Annotated in this window: 23 protein-coding genes; 4 read left to right on the forward strand and 19 right to left on the reverse strand. The window is 38.6% G+C overall.

Features of this window, described 5'->3' with window-relative positions:
- Positions 1-354, forward strand: coding sequence for a PH domain-containing protein (locus tag BM000_RS05025; protein WP_091495469.1), 354 nt, complete (start codon positions 1-3; stop codon positions 352-354).
- Between the two features lie 196 nt (positions 355-550).
- Positions 551-2,491: a heavy metal translocating P-type ATPase gene (locus BM000_RS05030; protein ID WP_091495471.1), complete on the forward strand. Its 1,941-nt coding sequence runs from the start codon at positions 551-553 to the stop codon at positions 2,489-2,491.
- A 75-nt stretch (positions 2,492-2,566) separates the two neighbouring features.
- Here BM000_RS05030 and BM000_RS05035 read toward each other — a convergent pair whose 3' ends face one another.
- The 7 genes from BM000_RS05035 to BM000_RS05065 all read right to left on the reverse strand — a co-directional run bounded on the left by BM000_RS05035 (position 2,567) and on the right by BM000_RS05065 (position 8,197).
- A complete protein-coding gene (locus tag BM000_RS05035; RefSeq protein ID WP_091495473.1) occupies positions 2,567-3,616 on the reverse strand; it encodes an NAD(P)/FAD-dependent oxidoreductase in 1,050 nt (349 codons plus the stop codon).
- Positions 3,617-3,711: 95 nt separating this feature from the next.
- Complete coding sequence (locus BM000_RS05040; protein WP_091495475.1) at positions 3,712-4,137, reverse strand: GNAT family N-acetyltransferase; 426 nt, start codon at positions 4,135-4,137, stop codon at positions 3,712-3,714.
- Between the two features lie 267 nt (positions 4,138-4,404).
- Entirely contained in the window at positions 4,405-5,223 is an 819-nt protein-coding gene (locus tag BM000_RS05045; protein ID WP_091495477.1) for an ABC transporter permease, read from the reverse strand.
- A complete protein-coding gene (locus BM000_RS05050) occupies positions 5,220-6,203 on the reverse strand; it encodes an ATP-binding cassette domain-containing protein (protein WP_091495479.1) in 984 nt (327 codons plus the stop codon). The genes BM000_RS05045 and BM000_RS05050 overlap by 4 nt, the downstream gene beginning before the upstream one ends.
- Positions 6,204-6,216: 13 nt before the next feature.
- Positions 6,217-6,777, reverse strand: coding sequence for a dihydrofolate reductase family protein (locus BM000_RS05055; protein WP_091495481.1), 561 nt, complete (start codon positions 6,775-6,777; stop codon positions 6,217-6,219).
- Positions 6,770-7,342 carry a dihydrofolate reductase family protein gene (locus tag BM000_RS05060; RefSeq protein WP_091495483.1) on the reverse strand — a complete coding sequence of 191 codons (573 nt, stop codon included), beginning with the start codon at positions 7,340-7,342 and terminating at the stop codon, positions 6,770-6,772. The genes BM000_RS05055 and BM000_RS05060 overlap by 8 nt, the downstream gene beginning before the upstream one ends.
- Before the next feature lie 96 nt (positions 7,343-7,438).
- A complete protein-coding gene (locus BM000_RS05065; protein ID WP_177178211.1) occupies positions 7,439-8,197 on the reverse strand; it encodes a phosphotransferase family protein in 759 nt (252 codons plus the stop codon).
- A gap of 213 nt (positions 8,198-8,410) precedes the next feature.
- On the opposite strand from BM000_RS05065, the gene BM000_RS05070 reads away from it, so the two are divergent.
- Positions 8,411-8,707, forward strand: a complete 297-nt coding sequence (locus BM000_RS05070) for a MazG-like family protein (RefSeq protein WP_091495487.1) — start codon at positions 8,411-8,413, stop codon at positions 8,705-8,707.
- Positions 8,708-8,736: 29 nt separating this feature from the next.
- Here the strand turns inward: BM000_RS05070 and BM000_RS05075 are convergent, their stop codons facing one another.
- The 3 genes from BM000_RS05075 to BM000_RS05085 all read right to left on the reverse strand — a co-directional run bounded on the left by BM000_RS05075 (position 8,737) and on the right by BM000_RS05085 (position 10,669).
- A complete protein-coding gene (locus BM000_RS05075; RefSeq protein ID WP_091495490.1) occupies positions 8,737-9,645 on the reverse strand; it encodes an alpha/beta hydrolase family protein in 909 nt (302 codons plus the stop codon).
- Between the two features lie 57 nt (positions 9,646-9,702).
- On the reverse strand, positions 9,703-10,128 hold the full coding sequence (locus tag BM000_RS05080) for an SRPBCC family protein (protein WP_091495492.1): 426 nt from the start codon (positions 10,126-10,128) through the stop codon (positions 9,703-9,705).
- A 79-nt stretch (positions 10,129-10,207) separates the two neighbouring features.
- Positions 10,208-10,669, reverse strand: a complete 462-nt coding sequence (locus BM000_RS05085) for a DinB family protein (protein WP_091495494.1) — start codon at positions 10,667-10,669, stop codon at positions 10,208-10,210.
- A 117-nt stretch (positions 10,670-10,786) separates the two neighbouring features.
- On the opposite strand from BM000_RS05085, the gene map reads away from it, so the two are divergent.
- Complete coding sequence (gene map / locus BM000_RS05090; protein ID WP_091495496.1) at positions 10,787-11,527, forward strand: type I methionyl aminopeptidase; 741 nt, start codon at positions 10,787-10,789, stop codon at positions 11,525-11,527.
- A 265-nt stretch (positions 11,528-11,792) separates the two neighbouring features.
- Here map and BM000_RS16735 read toward each other — a convergent pair whose 3' ends face one another.
- The 9 genes from BM000_RS16735 to BM000_RS05130 all read right to left on the reverse strand — a co-directional run bounded on the left by BM000_RS16735 (position 11,793) and on the right by BM000_RS05130 (position 20,095).
- On the reverse strand, positions 11,793-11,951 hold the full coding sequence (locus tag BM000_RS16735; RefSeq protein ID WP_177178212.1) for a hypothetical protein: 159 nt from the start codon (positions 11,949-11,951) through the stop codon (positions 11,793-11,795).
- A gap of 33 nt (positions 11,952-11,984) precedes the next feature.
- Positions 11,985-13,910 carry an endonuclease MutS2 gene (locus tag BM000_RS05095; protein ID WP_091495498.1) on the reverse strand — a complete coding sequence of 642 codons (1,926 nt, stop codon included), beginning with the start codon at positions 13,908-13,910 and terminating at the stop codon, positions 11,985-11,987.
- Between the two features lie 440 nt (positions 13,911-14,350).
- On the reverse strand, positions 14,351-15,001 hold the full coding sequence (locus tag BM000_RS05100; protein ID WP_091495500.1) for a response regulator transcription factor: 651 nt from the start codon (positions 14,999-15,001) through the stop codon (positions 14,351-14,353).
- Between the two features lie 15 nt (positions 15,002-15,016).
- Positions 15,017-17,278 (reverse strand): sensor histidine kinase, encoded by a 2,262-nt coding sequence (locus tag BM000_RS05105; RefSeq protein ID WP_091495501.1) that lies wholly within the window; start codon positions 17,276-17,278, stop codon positions 15,017-15,019.
- A gap of 12 nt (positions 17,279-17,290) precedes the next feature.
- On the reverse strand, positions 17,291-17,446 hold the full coding sequence (gene comX / locus BM000_RS05110) for a competence pheromone ComX (protein WP_091495502.1): 156 nt from the start codon (positions 17,444-17,446) through the stop codon (positions 17,291-17,293).
- Positions 17,447-17,459: 13 nt separating this feature from the next.
- Positions 17,460-18,362 carry a polyprenyl synthetase family protein gene (locus tag BM000_RS05115; protein WP_091495504.1) on the reverse strand — a complete coding sequence of 301 codons (903 nt, stop codon included), beginning with the start codon at positions 18,360-18,362 and terminating at the stop codon, positions 17,460-17,462.
- 284 nt (positions 18,363-18,646) lie between these two features.
- Positions 18,647-19,204: a DJ-1/PfpI family protein gene (locus BM000_RS05120; protein WP_091495505.1), complete on the reverse strand. Its 558-nt coding sequence runs from the start codon at positions 19,202-19,204 to the stop codon at positions 18,647-18,649.
- On the reverse strand, positions 19,201-19,386 hold the full coding sequence (locus tag BM000_RS05125; protein ID WP_091495507.1) for a hypothetical protein: 186 nt from the start codon (positions 19,384-19,386) through the stop codon (positions 19,201-19,203). The genes BM000_RS05120 and BM000_RS05125 overlap by 4 nt, the downstream gene beginning before the upstream one ends.
- A gap of 148 nt (positions 19,387-19,534) precedes the next feature.
- Positions 19,535-20,095: a DNA-3-methyladenine glycosylase I gene (locus tag BM000_RS05130; RefSeq protein WP_091495508.1), complete on the reverse strand. Its 561-nt coding sequence runs from the start codon at positions 20,093-20,095 to the stop codon at positions 19,535-19,537.
- Positions 20,096-20,101: the final 6 nt, after the last annotated feature.

Consider the following 20,101-nt stretch of genomic DNA (forward strand, 5'->3'; position numbering starts at 1 on the left):
ATGAGGAATAAAAACCATTTATTAAAGCACCTGCATATGGACGAGGAGATTGTTTTAAGTGCAGTTTGTACGGTTGAAATTCACTTAGCCGGAAAAAAGCAATACTTGGGCAGGTTAGTGTTAACGAATGAGAAAATGCTATTTGCTTTTAATTCGTTTAACAGAAATGGTCGAGTTGTTCCATATTACTATCAAAAAATTAGTATGCTAAAAAAGAAAAAAGGACTACTTGGCAATTATTTAGCTATACGTTACGATCACGCGCTGGTAAACTTTAAGTATTTTGTACCCGCAGATCTTAATGCAGTTTATAACAAGCTGTTATTGTGTTTAGTTAAAAAAGCAACAGAATAAAACTGTTACGAACGCCGTTTCACGTTATTATTTTTGAGCATAGCTTATTGGACAGGATTTTTTTAAGCAACCACGAATAATTTATCATTTTTTTGAAAAAATATTGACGAATAATTCATAATCACATATACTAAACATGTAAATATGATTATGTGTTCATATAACAATATTAATTAGTGAAGGGATGAGAAACATCATGGGAACGGCATGTAAAAAAGATAGCCACCACAACCATGATCATGATCACGGACATGGCCATAATCACGATCATGGTAACCTGCCAGTTATTATGTTTTTTATTGGCCTAGTCGCTTTTGCGCTTGGGTTTGTCTTTGAAAGCAGCAGTATGCTTATCGCAAATTTATTTTTTGCCGCGGCAATTCTAACCGCTGGCTATCATATCATTGGTGAGGGTTTTGGCGATACATTTACAGACACGAGAAGACGAAAAAAATTCACGCCAAACATTCATTTCCTGATGACATTAGCGACAGCCGGAGCTGTAGCGATTGGGAATTTTGAAGAAGGTGCACTTTTAATTGTAATTTTTGCCGCAGCCCATTTTCTAGAGGAGTATGCTGACGGTAAAAGCAAGCGCGAAATTACTAACCTATTAAAGATGAATCCAACCGAAGCCCGGTTAATCTTAACTAACGGAAGCACTAAAATTGTTCAGGTTGAAGAGGTAAAGGTTGGGGATATCTTACAGGTCTTAAATGGTGACCAAATTCCGACTGATGGCATTATTATCAATGGGGTTACTTCAGTTGATGAATCAGCAATTAACGGCGAGAGCATGCCCAAAGAGAAATCCTCTGGAGATGAAGTGTTTGGTAGTACGATTAACGGTTCGGGTAGTTTTACCATGGAGGTCACCAAGGATAGTAAAGATACCGTATTTGCGAAAATTTTACAAATGGTGGATCAAGCGCAAGGAAGTTTGACTAAGACAGCTACATTAATTAAACAGCTAGAGCCGATCTATGTCACAGTTGTTTTAGTTTTACTACCACTTGTTATTTTATCAGGACCATACCTTTTCGGATGGACCTGGAATTTAAGCTTGTACCGCGGGTTAGTCTTCTTAATTTCGGCATCACCTTGTGCGCTTGCTGCCAGTGCCGTACCAACCACATTATCAACCATATCTAACCTGGCAAAAAGAGGCGTGCTTGTTAAAGGCGGTGCATATCTATCTAAGATTGTTGAACTAAAGGCAATTTCCTTTGACAAGACTGGAACACTAACTAATGGAAAGCCAGTGGTCACAAATTATGATTTTAGCAAAAATGTTGATGAAGCGGCTATTTTAGAAGTTATTGTAGCTATGGAAAAGCAGTCCAATCATCCATTAGCAACAGCAATTATCAACAAATTTACTAACAATACTCGGCTAGATATAACGGTCGAAAATGAAATTGGTAAAGGGTTAACAGCACGATATAATGGCATTAATTATCGCATTGGTAAACCAGATTCTTTTACTGACGTTTCAACAACCTTTCAAAACAAACAACAGGCATACGCATCCGATGGAAAGACTGTTGTTTATGTCGCTCAGGATGACGTTGTCATTGGCTTAATTGCCCTAATGGATGTTCCAAATGAGCAGGCACAGCCTGCAATTGCCTACTTTAAGGAACAAGGAATTCACACAACCATGATTACTGGTGATGCAGTTGCCACTGGGGAAGCTGTTGGAAATCAGGTAGGAATTGATGAAGTTGTTGCGAATGTTATGCCAGAGGATAAAGCCACAATTGTTAAGCAACAGCAAGAGCGCTATGGCTCAACAGGAATGTTAGGTGATGGCATTAATGACGCACCTGCTTTAGTAACAGCAGACGTCGGTATTGCAATGGGAGAAGGGACAGATGTAGCCATTGATGTTGCTGATCTTGTTTTAATGAAGAATGATTTATCGAAGCTTGTCTATGCACATCGGTTAGCACAGAAAATGAATAAAGTTATTTGGCAGAATATTTTCTTCTCACTGTTTGTTGTGGTAACACTAGTTACCTTAAACTTTTTAGGCAAAACAGATATCGCTATTGGAATTATCTTTCATGAAGGAAGTACTTTAGTTGTTATATTAAATGGCTTAAGGTTGCTGTTGCCTCCTAAACAACTAAAATAACACCGGATTTTCTCCATAAAAAAACGGATCATGTCGATGTTAATGTCGACTCGAGCCGTTTTTTTAAATTTTAGCTTACTGCATCATTTGTTCAATGAGTTTCTTGTTTCGTTTTTTAAAGTGATCATTATGAGAAGAAACCATCGCATATTCGTCTGCTTCTGGCGTAATGTATTGCTTAGCTTGATTGACCGCATTCGCTGCATCTTGAAATGCACCTGCAATTAAATGAAGCTTGCCATCAAATTTCAGAATATCACCTGCTGCGTAAACACCGTCTAAAGATGACTGACCATGTGCCGTACCCGACACGTAAAAATCCTCAATTCGATCGATTTTAATCTCACTATGATTAAGCAGCTCTGCTTCTCGATCGTAGCCATGATTAATCAACACTTCATCTACCTCAAGCATTTGCACTTCATTAGCTTGACTATTAAATAGCTCAACCTCTTTAATTGTATTGCCATCATTGTCTGCAATCAGCTTTGAGATCGTGGTATGAAAATAACAGTTCGCACTACTTTCCAGCAGTTGTCTTATTGGTGCTTCATGACCACTAAACGCATCGTTACGATAGATAACATGAACCTCTTCTGCAATTGGCACAAGTGCGTTGGCCCAATCAACCGCGGTATGTTTACCACCTGAAATTAATACTTTTTTGCCTTTATAGGCTTTTAATGACTTCGCTTTATAACTTAGATTGGTTGATTCAAATTTTTCTGCACCTTCTATCTCAATACGCTGTGGCTTTAAAATTCCACCACCAATAGCTAGAATAATTGTTCTAGAATAGTGTACCTGTCCTGATTCTGTTGTTATTTCAAACAGCTTATCTTCCTGCTGATTAATCGTTGTTACTTTTTGATTTAAAACAACTTCTGGAGCAAAGGTTAAACCTTGCTGTGTCATTTGCTTAATGAGCTGTTCACCTAGTAATGGTGGCATACCACCAACATCCCAAATCATTTTCTCGGGATAGACATTTACTTTACCGCCTAAAACTGACTGAAATTCAATAATTTTAGTCTTCAAATCTCTAAGACCACTATAGAAAGCAGAGAATAACCCAGCAGGTCCTCCGCCAATTATGGTTACATCAAATAGCTCATTATGTTCCATGCTAACCGCTCCTTAGAATAACGATACTGATAATCATTATCAATTATAAAGGATTTGTTTCTTGATGTAAATCAATTTCGCTACTTTCCTTAAATTTAAAAAGTGTCCTGGGCGTTTTTATACATTTTGTACATTCCTTGTGAACGGGGGGCCGTGTAATTAAAGCCAAATTGTTGGTAGAGACGGTCAGCTGGAACATCAGCGATTAAACTCACATAAGACCCTACATATGTATGGTGATCAAGATACACTGTCAATTCCTTCATAATGGTTTTGCCAAGTCCCTTGCCTTGATAATCCGGCTTGACAACAACATCAACAATTTGAAAAACAGTACCACCATCACCGATAATGCGCCCTAGACCAATTAATTGATCTTGATCATATATACAGACGGTAAACAAAGCATGCTGTAAGCCAACCCTTGCTGCTTCGAGTGATTTAGTACTCATCCCAGCCGCTACTCGTAAGTCGATATAGGCCTGTGGTTCAGGCGGCTGATAACTAATTCGATCGTACATCCTAAATACCTCCACTCTTCTGAATAATACTGAACTGGCTTCCCTTTACGATGAGCATAGTCAATTTCTTCTCTCGTACTCTTTCCGATGAATCGATTAACATCAATGACAAATATCTGGTCGGCCAAATCGATTTTATCACGATGAATAGATTCGAATAGCTCTTTCTGATTTATAGTGTCGGCTATTCTTCACTTCACTTGAAAGAAAAGTTAATAAAGCAAGACCGTGGACAAAGATAGCCTCATCTAACGGTTATTAATCCATTTACTTCCTTTTATAAAGATACATCGTCAATGGCGCAAAAATAATGATTAAACCAAGTGAGATGATGCTGACCCAGAGCACAGCTTGATAATCTGGCGTTCCTTCCATAAAGCCACGAACTGCGCGTACCAAGAACGAAACTGGATTAACGCCAACAAAAGCCTCTAACCATCTTGGCATTGTCTCAGGTGCGACAAATACATTACTGACAAAAGTTACTGGAAAAAGAATCATCATGCTGGCTGCCATTAGCGATTTTTCCGAACGCATAATCATGCTCAATGTCGTCCAAATCCAAGAGACACTAAAGGCGAACAGCAATAGAATTGCCAGCCCTAATAAAATACCTCCGAAGCCAGCTTCAGCACGAAAACCTAAAATATAGCCAAGCACAAGCATTATTGTCGATGCAATTAAATAACGGACTAAATCAACCATTAATGCACCCACTAAAACAGATGGATTCCAAATTGGTAGGGTTCGAAAGCGATCAAAGATCCCCTTCTTGATGTCATTATTTAATTCAATGCCAGTATACATGGTGATCATCACCACTGTCATAACCAGAATACCAGGCAAAACAAATTGCAAGTACGTTGCCGTTGAGCCAGCAATTGCCCCGCCAAATAAGTAGGTAAACATTAGTAAATGAATAATAGGAAACATTGTGATATCGAATAATTGCTCAGGAACATACTTTATTCTTAACAGCATCCGCCCACTGAAGGTCAAGCACGCAGACAATGCACTTGCTTTTTTCGGTCGTACACGATTCGATAGTGCTTTTTCAATCGCTTCTGCTTGTGTAATGTTACTCATCCTGCCGCCTCCTCTTTCGTTTGATCATCTGCTGGTTTGCCCGTTAATGTTAAGAAGACTTCATCAAGGCTTGGCTGGCCAAGCGAGAAATCACTAATGTTAATGTTAGCATCCTCAAATGCAAGTAATGCCTTTGAAACAAGCTTGGTATCAGAGACCTGAGCCGTTAACACAAGAGGGTCCGTGCCAAGCAGTACCTTTGTTTGAATGGTTTGTTCCAGCACCTGCGCGGCATGCGCCCTTACCTCTGGGTCATATACCCTCACATGTAGCTTGCCACTACCAATCGAAGCCTTTAGCTCACCACTGGTTCCTTCAGCAATAACCTTACCATGATCAATAACCGCAATACGATCAGCTAGCTCATCAGCTTCATCTAAATATTGTGTTGTTAATAGGACGGTTGTTCCAGCTTTTACGAGTAATCGAATAATATCCCATACTTGGTTTCGACTTCTCGGGTCAAGTCCGGTTGTTGGTTCATCGAGAAATAACAAGTCTGGTGAAACAATAATACTGGCAGCAATATCGAGACGTCGCCTCATGCCTCCAGAATAATTCTTAACCTGACGTTTAGCTGCATCAAAAAGATCAAATGCGGTTAGTAATTCTTCGCCCCGCTTCTTCGCTTCCCTTCTCGAAAAGCCAAATAACCGACCAATCATCACCATATTCTCCATGCCTGATAAATCCTCATCCAATGAGGCAAACTGACCAGTTAAGCTAATACGTTGGCGCACCTGATTAGCATCATCAATAATATTATAGCCCAATACCTCAGCAGAACCGCCATCTGGTTTTAATAAAGTGGTTAGCATTCGAATCGTTGTTGTTTTACCTGCTCCATTCGGACCTAGCACACCATAAATTGTGCCTTTTTTCACCTTCAAGTCGACACCATCGACTGCGCGATTTTTACCAAAAACCTTTACTAAACCTTTCGCGTCAATCGCCCACTGCTCTTGGTTTAATTCTTCCATGTGTTGCACCCCTTTACTTTTTATTCGCTTGATAGCGTAACAGGACATTGCCTGACGCAAAAGCTTTTGCTTCTATTAAGTTTAGTGAAACGGTTGTGGCCATATCCCGAAAAGCCGATTTTCCTCCCCCAATCAAGACCGGGGTAATCATTAGTTGGTATTCATCAATTAGTTGGTGCTGGGTTAGCAAACGAACCAATTGACCACTACCTAATAATAAAATAGCATCTTCATGTTGTTGCTTTAATTGCTCAACAGTTTTAACGATCGGTGTTGCGATAATCTCTGTTTGCGGCCAATTCGTATTCGTTAAGGTTTGGCTAAGGACAAACTTAGGCAAACGATTCATTTCTTTTGCAATTTCAGGTGAGGCGGTCCTTGCTTCATGCGTCGGCCAGAATTGCTCCATCAATTTAAATGTACGACGTCCCATCAATAGACATTGAGCATCCTGTAGTAATTTCTTTGCATAGCTGTTGTAGTCGTCATCAATAATATGCCAATCAATCTTATTATTTATCCCACAATAATAACCATCTAATGACACAACTAACTGTGAAATGAGTTTAGCCATTTACATCAGCTCGCTGATAACCCAAGAATACAACACCTGATTGAAATGCTTTATGATCGACAAGGTTAAGCTGCTTTAACTCGGGTATATTTGGGAAAAATCGTTTGCCACTTCCAAGTATGACAGGATGAACATAGAGATGATAACAATCAATTAAATCATTTTCCATAAATGATCCAGCTACTCCTGCTCCACCTAAAAGGAGGTCTCCACCTGGCATCATTTTCTCATGTTGTACAGCTTGTTTAATAGAATGACTAACAAGCTTGCTATTCCAGCTTACCTCGGTTAATGTTGTTGAGAACACCAGCTTTTTCACCTGTTGCCATTGACGCGAAAAAGCCTGTTCAGAAGCTGATGCACTAGGATTATGCTCTTGCTCTGGCCAATAGCTCGCCATATTTTGATAAGTGCGTCGCCCATACAGGTGTGTATCAACTGTCAGCTCCTGCTGATTAATAAAGGCAAATAATTGATCATCTGGTACACCCCAATCAATCTCTCCTACAGGTCCTTCAATAAAACCATCTAGTGACACCATTTGTGAATAAATAACTCGACGCATCAATAAGCCCCCCAAAAAAATAGCTATCCTAACTTTACTGTTTTTTAAATCTGAAAACTTATTCTAAATTGCGATTATTAGTGAGGCTATTAAAGCTTAAGTGTTTAACAGGTGAGCCCGGACAATTTGCACAAGCCTATCTTGCTCCGATTCTGGCAGCGATTCAGATAATCTGGCACCAGCAATAATGGGCAACCAAATTAAAATATCAGCTTGCTTATGTGCTGTTTTTCCTAAATAAAGTGTCAAGTAACATTCCGCAACGGCCGGCGCAAACCCGCCATATAAAAGATACGTACGACACACGTCTGCAAGCGGTTGTCCAGCACTTGCATCAAGCCAATCAATAATCGTAACCCCTGTCTTTCCTTCTATTAAATTATAACAGTGAAAATCACCATGACAAAGTTTATTTTCCATTGGTTTACTATTTAATTGCATTAAGAGAGCTGTCTTTTCAGAGTCTGTTAACAAACCTGCGGACTTAATTTGCCGTGCTAATTTATCCGCCATCGGCTCCAAGCCAACTGCATTAATCGCATGCATCTTTTGTTGAACATCAATTGACACTCCTAAATAATGATCAAGCAAGTCCATATCGGTCTCAATAAGCTGACCAAGTGTTTTTCCTTCAACAAATGCCATGAGCAGTGCAATTTTGCCATCTATTTTATTAATCCCTAACGGCTTTGGTACTTGGAGGCCCTTTTGATAGGCAAACGCTAATTTACTTTCTTCATATGTAGCAATTTCTTCCGAAAAATGAGACTTATACAACTTAATAACCCTATCTTCTTGCACGTACACATCAGCCGTATTACCTTGTCCAATTGCTTTCTTTAAGTCACCAATCATCTTAAAACCTCCAATTGTTTGATGCATTCCAGTTTAGCTCTAAGATAAGGCGAAGCGATGAGGTTCTTACGCTTCACCTCACTACTAAATTCTGCTATTCTACATATAGACTAACAAAAAAAGTTCAGGTTTAAATCGGGCTAGCGACTGATTACGCTTAAGTATTCTGGCTGGCTCCGACCATTATCATTACCTAACAAAGGGGACATCAAAGTGGAAAAACTTATTCAACAGATTAAACAAATGAGTGCGCTAGAGAAAAAAACATTGGAGCAGATGGGTTTGAAGCTTTCCGAAGAATCTGGTGAGGTCTCGCAGGCAATCCTGTCTTATGTGAAAGCAAGCGGCAATGCCTATAAAGAGCTTGGGCTTAATGATGTCAAAGAGGAATGTGTTGATGTAATGTTAATTGCATTTGCCTTGTTTTTCACGTTATCGGATTCAGAAGAAGAGCTAACAGCATTAATGACCAAGAAGATGGGCAAGTGGAAGGAGAAGGTGAGTAATTAAGCTCACCTTCTTGCATATCCGTAGTTGAATTAAATAGTTAGTGGACTAAGCCAAGCAATAAGATCAGACTGATACATTCTGGAGATGCCGTTTAAGTCTTCATTCATAAAATGATCAACATCTAGATAGCTTAAAAATGTCGCCTCTTTACCTTTAGTTGTTTCTTTAAATAATTTAATACTTACTTGAACAGGAACATAAATATCCTTCTCACCAAAGATAAACAAGGAAGGAACAGTGATGGTATTAAAACAATCGAGGGGCTGAAAATCAAGCTCATAATACCATTTCGACTCAGTTACCTTCGCAGGTAACGTTGCATTTAAAGGTAGGTACGCATGAGCATACCAATCCTCAGCAAGCCTTTTCTTTAAGGCAGCTTGAACGTCTTCTTTCTCTAGATGTCCTCTAAAATATCTATCGACCATTTCTCGTAAGCTTGTTGCTTCTTGAATAACCTTTTCTGAGAAGCCCGCTTCCGTTAACGAGCAAGCGGCAGCATAAATCATCTGTTTAGCAGGAGAAACGGCGGGTGTTGACACCATTATTAAGAAGGTGACATCCTTGCCCCGTGATGCCACTAAAGAAGCAATCCAGCCGCCTTGACTAATGCCATACAAGCCAATAGCTTTTATTTCTTCTTTCTTTTTCAGCATAGCTATAGCTGCTAGCGCATCATCAGCTAAATCATAAAAGCTACACGTTTTAAAAGTGCCAGTTGATTCTCCACTACCCCTGCGATCGTAGATAAAGACACCCATCCCAGAACTTGTGAGCATTTCTCTCAAATGAACATAGAACTTACTTTTACGTTCACCTAGATTAGCGGCATGTAGAATAACTGTAACTGGATATGTAGTCAGATTAGCGGGTTTATATAAAGTCCCCATTAATACTGCATCTTTGACATTAATAAGCATAGCTTCTGCAACATTCAAACTTCTTTCCTCCTACTATACTTATGTGCACATTATTTTATTATTTTTTCTAATTCATTATGCTTGATAGGGAGCACCTTTACCTTCTTCACAATAATGTTTTAAGCTCTGCAAGAACATCGACCAGTTATAATTACAATAGCGATAACAGCTAGATACCTCTTGCCAACCCGCATGCGTAAGTTCAACAACTGCGTGGTTCTCTTGCTTGTACAATTCAAAGGTTATTGTCGTCCCGATCCATTCTGGCTCTTCATCAGAAGCTACACACTCCCAGCTCACTAGTTCGTCAGGTTTTAATTCTATTATTCTTACTTTAACCCGGTCTTCCCCACCAAAGTAAAATGAGCTAAAGCCGTTAACTTCGTTGGTAACTGACAGTGAGTTTGTCCACACATTTGCTAGCCCCTCTTCTGTCGTTAACGCTTGATAGATCAAGTCAATTGAAGTATTGATTTTTTGTAAGTGTTCGATATTTGCCATAATAAGCACCTCCTATGATAATCATTATACTCACATTCATTTGCAAAAAATGATTGTAAATTGCTAATATGCTCAGAGGTTACTTACTATACATTTTTTTAATGTAAGCGATCTGCCCAATGTGATAAGCATTATGAGTAGTGGCATTGGCCATCACCATCCACCACTGCGCTTCAACTGGAAAACCGTTAACTGGGCTATTCAATCTAGCACTATCCTTCAAAAGCTCTTGCCAGTCTAATAAAATAGTTAATAAGTTTTGTTTTAGCTTTGAAAAGGTAATCTGTCCATCAACCTTAAAGCTCTCCTTGTTATCCTCAACAGAACTGACCTGATTAACATCGCCATTGCGATAGCGTTGCTGCCAAATCGTATTCCAATAAATGAGGTGCTGGGTTAACTCAGCAATGCTATGGCTCGTCTGATTAGGCTTTTGAAAGGCTAGCCCCTCATCAACATCTTCTACTACTTCTTGATAAGACAAATACCAGCTATGGTCATTTGCATTTGCTAGAAATTGATCCAGTAAAAGCTCCTTCATGGTTTCACGCCCCTTTCATCTACTGTATTAATTGTACCATTAATGGCTTTCCCAGACATTGATTTATTGATAACAACCACTTACAATATAGTTGAATAATGATTAAAGGAGAACGATATGATTATATCCTCAGATAAAGATATTCAAGGACTAAAAGAAGCTGGAAAAGTGATTTCTGATATTCGTGACCAAATGATTTCCCAAACAAAACCTGGTATGACAACGAAGGAGCTAGATCAAGTAGCCGAACGTTTATTTAAAAAGTACGGTGCAGAATCTGCACCAATCTTAACTTATAACTTTCCTGGTTATACCTGTATTTCAGTCAATGAAGAGGTGGCCCACGGCATTCCTGGTGATCGTGTTATTCAAGACGGCGACCTCGTTAACATTGATGTCTCTGGAGCATATAAAGGTTATTTTGTCGATACAGGACGCTCAATCGTTGTTGGCAAAGGTGACCAGAAAATTATTGACCTGTTAACTGCGATGGACCAAGTTTTTGACGCTGGCCTTGCCCAGTTTAAAGCAGGGGCTAAGATGAATCGTGTTGGCCATGCCGTTCATGACGCTGCTAATCAATTAGGCTACAAAGTTATTAAAAATCTGACTGGCCATGGCGTTGGCTCATCGTTACGTGACGCGCCTGAGCATATTTATAACTACTATCTCCCTTGGGACAATGCCTTAATGGAAAATGGCTTAGTCGTGGCTTATGAACCTTTTGTCTCGATTATTGATGAAGAAATCGTTGAACTAGATGATGAATGGACGCTCGTTGGTGAGTTGGGTGGTTATGTTGCGCAAAAAGAAGAAACCATTATTATTACCAAGGGCGAACCTATTATTGTGACATAGTTACCTTCATGAAAGAACACTCTAGGTGCTTTAACCTAGAGTGGCGATCATGCTTCTTCGTTTACGCATTCTGGGTTTGCGTTAACCTGCAGCGGCGATGACGCCTCTTCGTTAATGCATCCTGCGCTTGCTTTAACCTGCAGCGCCAGTCGCTCCTCTTCGTTAATGCATCTTACGCTTGCGTTAACCTGGAGTGGCGATCACGCTTCTTCGTTTACGCATCCTGCACTTCCGTTAATCTGGAGCTGCGTTCGCTCTTCTTCGTTTACGCATCCTGCACTTCCGTTAATCTGGAGCTGCGATCACGCTTCTTCGTTAATGCATCCTGCGCTTGCTTTAACCTGCCACGGCAGTCGCTCCTCTTCGTTAATACATCCAGTACCTCCGTCAATCCAGAGCGGCGCTCACCCCTTTTTATCAACATACCTCCTACTAAAGTTAACCAAATATTATACTATCAATCTTCATCTTCAAGCCATACATCTTCAAGATATTTTCTTCCTTGATCCTTTTTAATTTTCCGATAAGCTTTACTCTTGAAAATAATGTCAAAATCATAACCAGGCGGATAAAGCTCCTCAGCAGCAATGGTTAGCTTAAGCCGTTTATGGTTGATGGACAGCTTTTCGCCTTTCACCTGCACAATATAGTTGCCGAGCTGATCAGGTCCTTGATAAACAATAGCGGTCTCATCTGTTGCCTGAATGGTTACATTGTCCCCTTGTGAAAACAACGCAACCTGATCAGCCGCCTTTCTTTTTTTCTTACCAGCATAACGGTTAGTCGCAACCTGCCGAGCAAAGCTCTCTGACTTCAATTCTAGCTCTGAACAGCGCGAGTGGTAGTCTCCTTGATCTCCGTAGGTTAATATATGAGCTTGCTCAATTAAAGCAGGATGAAGACCAAGCTTAAGCGCAATTTCGAATGCTTGACTCTGCCCAGTTTCGCCTAGCAAAAGCTGATAAGTTGGCTTTAGCGTATCCAGATCAAAGGCCATCGCTGCATTTATAAAGCCCTCCGCTTGATCAGCAAAGCTCTTTACTTCGCTATAGTGCGTTGTCGCAAGAATGGTTGCTCCTTTGTTAAATAGTTGTTTTAATATAGCGATAGCTAATCCCATACCTTCACCCGGATCTGTCCCTGAGCCTAATTCATCAAGCAACACGAGTGAGTGATCATTTGCCTGTTGTAGAATGTCAATAATTGAAACGAGACGGGAACTAAATGTGCTTAAATTATCCACAATACTCTGCCCATCACCAATATCTACGAACACGTGTTGGAAAATAGTCAGCTCACTTCCATGCTCTGCAGGTATGAGTAGACCTGACTGAGCCATTACGGTTAATAAACCAATCGTCTTAATCGTCACTGTCTTTCCACCTGTGTTTGGGCCTGTAATAACAAGAGCATGGTCATGTTGGCCAAATGTTACCGATAACGGAACGGCGTTGGCACCCAATGCTGGATGTCGCGCGTCAACAAGGCGGATCTTGTGCTGATCAGAAAAACGAGGCTTAGTTCCGTTGATCTCACGACAATATTTTGCCTTGGCGAAGATAAGATCATAATTATACATGACTTCAATTGCAGTTTTGATAGCATGTTCTCGCTCCATTATTGCCGCTGTTACCTCAAATAAAATACGTTCAACCTCTGCTTGCTCGGATAACTGCAGCAGATTAATTTCTTCTTGAATACCACCCAGTTCTGCCGGTTCAATAAACAGTGTTGCACCTGAAGCGGACTGGTCAAGAATTGTTCCCTTTACTTTATGGCGATACTCCTTCTTCACAGCTAATACATAATGTCCGCTTCTTTCTGTCACTGTCCGCTCCTGTAAAAAAGTGGCGTACTTACTGCCCTTCGCCATCTGAGTAATCCGGCCCTTAAGTCGGTCTGTTAGCACACCCTTTTGTCTTCTTAAATAGCTTAAGTCTTTTGAAGCGTAGTCATCAACCTGACCGTGGCGGATTGCCTTGTTAATCTGCGCTTCTAGTTCAGAAAATTCCTCAACTGAATAGACAAAGCTACTAATAATAGGCGCACGCCATTCCTGTTTTTTCATAAACGAACTCAGCTTCCGACAATGATCCAAAAAAGATAAAACGCGTTCCATTTGATCTGCCCGAATAAAGATACCCTTAGCTGCCTGCTTTAACATAGTCGTGAGCTCATCGACTGTATGAATAGGCACGCTTGCACTTTGCTGTAAAATGGCAATCGCTTCCTCAATCTCATTCATTGATTGGACCATCCAGTTCTTATTCATACTCGGCTTTAGGTCAAGTAAAGCTTGCTTCGCCCGCTCGGTATGGGCATATTTTGAAAGCTCCTGTACCACCTCATTGTATCCAAGCATTGCTAAATCTCCTGCTTGCATGTTAAATGCCTCCTTTTTCTTGTTTTAGTGAGAACGACACGATGTCAGACCGCCCATAGACCGTGTATAAGCAAGGGATTAATTCCTAAAATGAACACACGAAAAAACCACTATGAACAATCGTCCATAGTGGTCCTAATTAAACAAATAGCCACCTACCCAATAGGTAAGTGTTATCTATCATAAGACGTTATCTACCATAAACGTGCTCTTAACCACTTGAAATGCAACAACAAATAAACGTCAGTAAAGACGTCATTTTTTCAACAAATGCATTCAAGCTATCCAATTGGTTGGATTAGTTAAGAACCACCAGATACATAAACATTCTCCTCATACTTGCTTTAACATACACCTTTACTATATGTAAGGCGCAGCGAAATGTCAACTGTAAATATTGCCAAAAACGTGCATGCTTGATCGCGCGTTTCCCACTATTATTAAAGCACAAACATCGGCACAAGTTTTAATTGCTTTGCTTTTTTAACTAGCTCTGATCTAGAATTGACATTAGCTTTAGTAAACAGCTTTGTTAGATGCTGTTCAATATTTCGTTGACTCATAAACAAATCGCATGCTATATCCTCATTACTTAAGCCTTGAACTACCTTTAATAATATTTGTTCTTCAATGTCCGATATTGGGGTCGCTTGAGTCCCCTCTGACAGTTGGCTCGGAATGGTATTTATCCTCTTTAATTGTGCTAATATTTCAATTGGCAAAATCACTTTATCCTTAATGGCACACTTAATTGTGGTGATAAGCTCATCATTGGAACATTGTTTATTAACAAAGCCAACTACGCCAGCTTCAACAAATTGATTAAAATGGCTTGTAATGTCATGAACAGTATAAATAATGATTTTTGCCTCAGGATGACACTGTAAAATCCTCTTTGCGAGGGATAGCCCATTAATATCAGGCATATCTAAATCAATTAGATAAACATCATAGTGCTGGCTTGTAAGACTTCGAAAGAAATTAAGGCTTGATTTCTCGTAGACAATATCAAAACTAGGATCCTTTGATAAAATTGACTTTGTTCCTTCCCCTACAACAGTATGGTCATCAACTATTGCAATCTTTATCAATGATTCCCAACCTCCTTAAGCAAGTGGAATTTGTGTAGCGACCTTTAACCCTTGACCTGTTATAGAAGTAAAGGTAATGGAACCATTAAAGCTATGAATACGTTCTTTAATCCCAAATATACCCATACCGTTTGACTTTGTTTCATTATTTGTTATTTCCATACCTACACCATCATCAATATAATCTAATGTAATACAGCCATTTTTTGTTGATAGAAAAACTTCCACTTCTTCGGCTCGCGAATGCTTTACTGCATTATTAAGTAATTCCTGAATGGTACGATAAAGCATATTTTTATATTCAACACTAAGTAAATCCTCATTAAAGTTGGCTTTAAAACAAATAGATAGCAAAATATTTGATCTTAAATTAAACTTGTCCATTAACTCCATCAGTGTAGCCTTCAATCCTAAATCAGACAGTAGTGAAGGCGCTAATTCATTACAAGTCTCTCGAATATTAAAGATAACATCTTCAATTGATTCCTCTAGCTCTATTAGTTCCCTTTGCACAAAGGCCTGCTCAGCATGATCTTTTAAATCATCAATTTTTCGTTTTAAAATGATAATATCTTGTAAGAAAGAATCATGAATATCACTAGCAAGCTTCCGCCTCTCATCTTCAGACCAATTAAAGATTAACCGGTTTATCCAATTTGAACCTGAGCTTTGACTATGCTTTAATTGAACAAGCAATGCTTCTATTTTCTCAATGTTTTCTAATGATACACTTGTATAATAGGCAAGTGTAGAGAGCCATTCATATTGATCTCGACTTAATAAGCGATGGCGACTTAGCATGCCCATAAAAGCAATGTAATCATGCTCCTTTTCACCGACGATCACACCGAAAGCAGCCCCAACTTGCATAACCGTTCCAATACTTGCGCCTTTACTTTGCATTTGCTTAACAAGTTGACGATACTGAGGTTCAACGTCTGCTTTGAGCTTATCTTGCTTCGCAATATCAAAGAATAGATCTTGATTTGTATTCAGTACGTCATCCACTTCTCTTTTAAGCATTTTCAAGATGCCGACCGTACTATTTTCACTTTTAAGACACTCACTAAAACGATAGATACTTCTTTGGTAATAGTCTTTCTCAACAAATAATGCCGCTCTTAGTAGTCGATCGAGAAAGCTTTTAAAATAGAGTGTAAACATTAGAAAAAATAGCCCTAAAAATATTTTCCAGCCAGCTGTCAGCCCGTTTACTAATACATCTGGTACGATATAGTATATACCACTAACTAAAAGAATTAGTAAGAGTGATAGGGATAGATAATAAGTAAGTTGCCGAATGTGAACCTTAATCAGGTACATCTTACCTGTAACGAGCAAATATAAGAAAACAATAGGTAACGTGAAAGTAAATAATATAGCTATTTCAGCACTCAAAAAATAAATTTCCCAGATCAAAAAGGGAATAATATGTAAAAAAAGGTACGGTGAAATTGCTATGACTAGCGTTTTAAAGATCCAGCTATATATGCGCTTTAGCTTTCTATTCTTAATTCTAAAAAAGCCTATGGTTAATATGACTGCTATTGTAAGTAGAAAAAAAACAAAAGTTAATAGTAATAAATTTTTAACATTATTTGTTAATAACTTAAAGGTCACACCACCAAAAATTATTAGTGCTATTGTATAAAGCAGATAAATTATTTTCTTAGAAAACCACCCTACTCCATTCTCTTCCATGTAGCAATAAACAAAATGTAAAAAAAGAATTGGGATTACTAAAAGTGAGAAATCAACTATTATAAATCCTAAGGTAATGATACGTATTGATAAGCTAGCGCCCATGTAGCCAGTACCTAATAATAGCGTTAAGTAGCCTAACAACAGTGCACTTTTCTGTGTATAGTTCTTTAATAATGTTATGCCCACTATTAAACTAATTACATAATGAATAAACGGGATTAGGGTATATATAATAAGTTGCTGTAATAACTCAGTTGAATAACCAACCTCATATGTTTCCAGCTGGTCAGCTCGACGGATTGTAATTGTCTCTGCGCCTTCAATTCTATTATCTGTAAGAACCACCGAAAATTTATTTGGACTTTCACCATTAATTAGCTCAATGATATCACCATGCTCAATTCCATTATAAAAAGCCCAGCCAACACTAGTTGTTGCCCTAACATAGTAGTCACCTGATTCATTATCACTTACATGTATACCTATAAGAGGCTGCCTATTGAGCTGAATAATTTGATAAGTGTATCCTAAAGCAATAGTAATAATAATAATTAGTTTAATCGTTTTCTTCATAGTAGCTTGTTATTATCTCCAATATTTAGTATCTAAGTCTCCGGATTCAGTCGCAGTAAGTATGGCACTCAGCTCACTGTCACCTATTCCTAGTAGGCTCGCTTTTCCTTTTTTAATAAGCTCTAATACATCTAAATTAGTACTTAAATAATAAACAATATCTTTCATAAAAAACTCTCCTTTAAAAAAAACGAGTTAGTTGCTCCTTATAAGCAGAAGAGATATCAAGTTTACTGATTTGTTGTAATGCTTTAATTCGCTCAAGTGCTATAATAGTTTTCGTATACCTCATCGCACCCAACAATTCCATTTCTTGAATAGCTAACTGTTTTTCACTATATATTTGACTAAACGGGGTATCTGTTTGATAATATGTCTTTATTATACTCTGATCCGGTATATCTAGCATATACAAAATTGGCAATGTCTTCTTTTTGCTCGATATATCACTTTTCTTTTCCCAATGATACAGATCATTAAGATCATTTAAAAGCTGAGAGATGATGCCCATTTTCTCCGCATACTGCCTAATAATATTTATTTGCACGTCTTGCGCCTTAGCCATAGTCGCACCAATGAGGGATGAGAATCTTATTAAAGCTGTTTTGTTCTTTACAACTTGGAAATAGTCTCCTTCATTATTAATATCATTTTTCAAATCCAGATGCTGTCCAACTAATGATGAAAATATTGCCGAGTAGAACAGTTTACTTGCTAACTTCTCACTTATCTCTGTGTACAGATCAAGTGTTTGTTTACCAAGTAGAAATAGACCAACAGCAATATTCGTTACAAGGGATGAATCCAATTTTCGCCAGGGTGCATCGACGTTATCCTGATCCTGTAGATCATCCAGAATATCACTTGCTAATGCAAGCATTTCAACTGCTGCTGCCGCTTGATAAATGTCACCTTGCTCTTCCCCATTAAACATTTTATAATGAAGGACAGTTATCTGAGCGAAAAGAAAGTCTCTCTCTTTAGCTTGGTAGTCAAAAAAATCCATAGCTAAAGATTGGATTTCATCTAAGTTAAAGGATGATCGGACTTGATCCTTTATTGTTTCTCGAATAAACTTTCGCATAGCCCCTCCCTTTCTTTTTCACTATGCATGTGGAGGTATCTATCCACCAGCAATATCCTAATCTTTTATCTTTAGATAAGTTTGGCATGGAAGGTGAAGGCATATTAATGCTTCTGAGTGGTGTAGGTTCGTAGATGAAGAGTAGAAAAAACATAATAACTGTAAGATAACGTACACAATCTATTATAGCAAAGCTAAATCTAGATTACACTACCATATCGCTACCTTTTTTCATATTTACAATCGAGAAAATGCTTTGTTTTTTTCAAAAGCTCTTAGTAGACTTAGACTGACTGGTAATCCATCTGCTGCCTAATTTGCTCTTTTACTTCTGTTCCAGCTAGTTTTTCACATAAGAATAAACCTAAATCAATTGATGAGCTTACACCCCTAGCTGTTATGACATCCCCTGCCTCAACAATGCGTTCCTCTTTTACAACTGTATATTTAGCTAGTTCTTGATACGCATTTGGATGGGTGGTCGCCTCTCTATTAGTTAGAAATCCAGCCGCCCCGAGTAATAATGAGCCGGTACAGACCGATGCTTTTAACGAACAATGCTGTGCTGTTTCTAGCCAGGTAATAAAACTAGTATCCGCCACTAAAGTACGTGTCCCCAACCCCCCTGGGACAACGATCATATTATAATTAGCTAAATCAGGTTTTATTTGCGTTGCCGTAAACATAAGTCCAGTGTGATCCCTGACTTGTTGACAATCAGCACAAATATCCCAGTTCAAATCTGGGATAAAACCCATCGTCTTTAAACGGGTTAGTGCATCATATACGCCAATAAAATCTAAAGCTGTCATTCCATCAAATACAATAAAAGCAAGCTTCATACTTGTTCACGCTCGCGTTTCCTTTTTAAATAATAGCTGATCATGTAATAAGCAACCCAAAACAGCAAGATAACTAGAAAGGCAATGTATTGAGAGTCAGGAAGTACGAAAAAGGCAATTAGGCTAATGATAAAAAAAGGTGGCATTAGATACCAATACAATTTATCCTTAAAAATTTTCACTGTTAATCACTCCTTCATTTTTCTAAATTAGTAATAACAATTAAACTTAATTACTTATTTATGTTTACATTGCTATAGCATTTTCACTTATCGAGAACGCACACCGTGCATTAGCTTGCTAATCACAAGCATGGCCCTCGGTTATCTTTTACCTGTTACTAGTATGAAAGGGACAGCTAATGATGTGGTCGTCAATCATTCCGACTGCTTGCATAAACGAGTAAATAATAACTGGCCCAACAAATTTAAAACCACGCTTTTTTAAATCCTTACTCAATTGCTTGGAAAGCTCTGTTTCTGCCGGAACTTGACTTTCATCCTCCCAGCAGTTAATGATCTGTTTACCATCAACATATTGCCACAAAAAGTCCACAAAACTATTGTATTCAGTTTTAAGAGCAAGTACAGCTTGGGCATTACTTCTAATTGCTTTAAGTTTTGCGCTATTCTTTATAACCCCACTGTTTACGCGAATTTCCTCAAGTTGTTGATCAGTCAGCTTAGCGCAATAGGTAATATCAAACTTCTTAAAGGCTTCTTGATAAGCCTCCCTTTTTGCAAGGACAATACTCCACGACAAACCTGCTTGAGCACCTTCTAAACAAAGCAACTCAAATAAATACTGGTCATTTTTAGTAGGCACACACCATTCCTTATCATGATATGCAAGCATTATTTGATTCTCACCTGGCCATGAACATGCTTTCAATATAAT

Source organism: Amphibacillus marinus, assembly GCF_900110345.1.
Taxonomy (GTDB): Bacteria; Bacillota; Bacilli; order Bacillales; family Amphibacillaceae; genus Amphibacillus_D; species Amphibacillus_D marinus.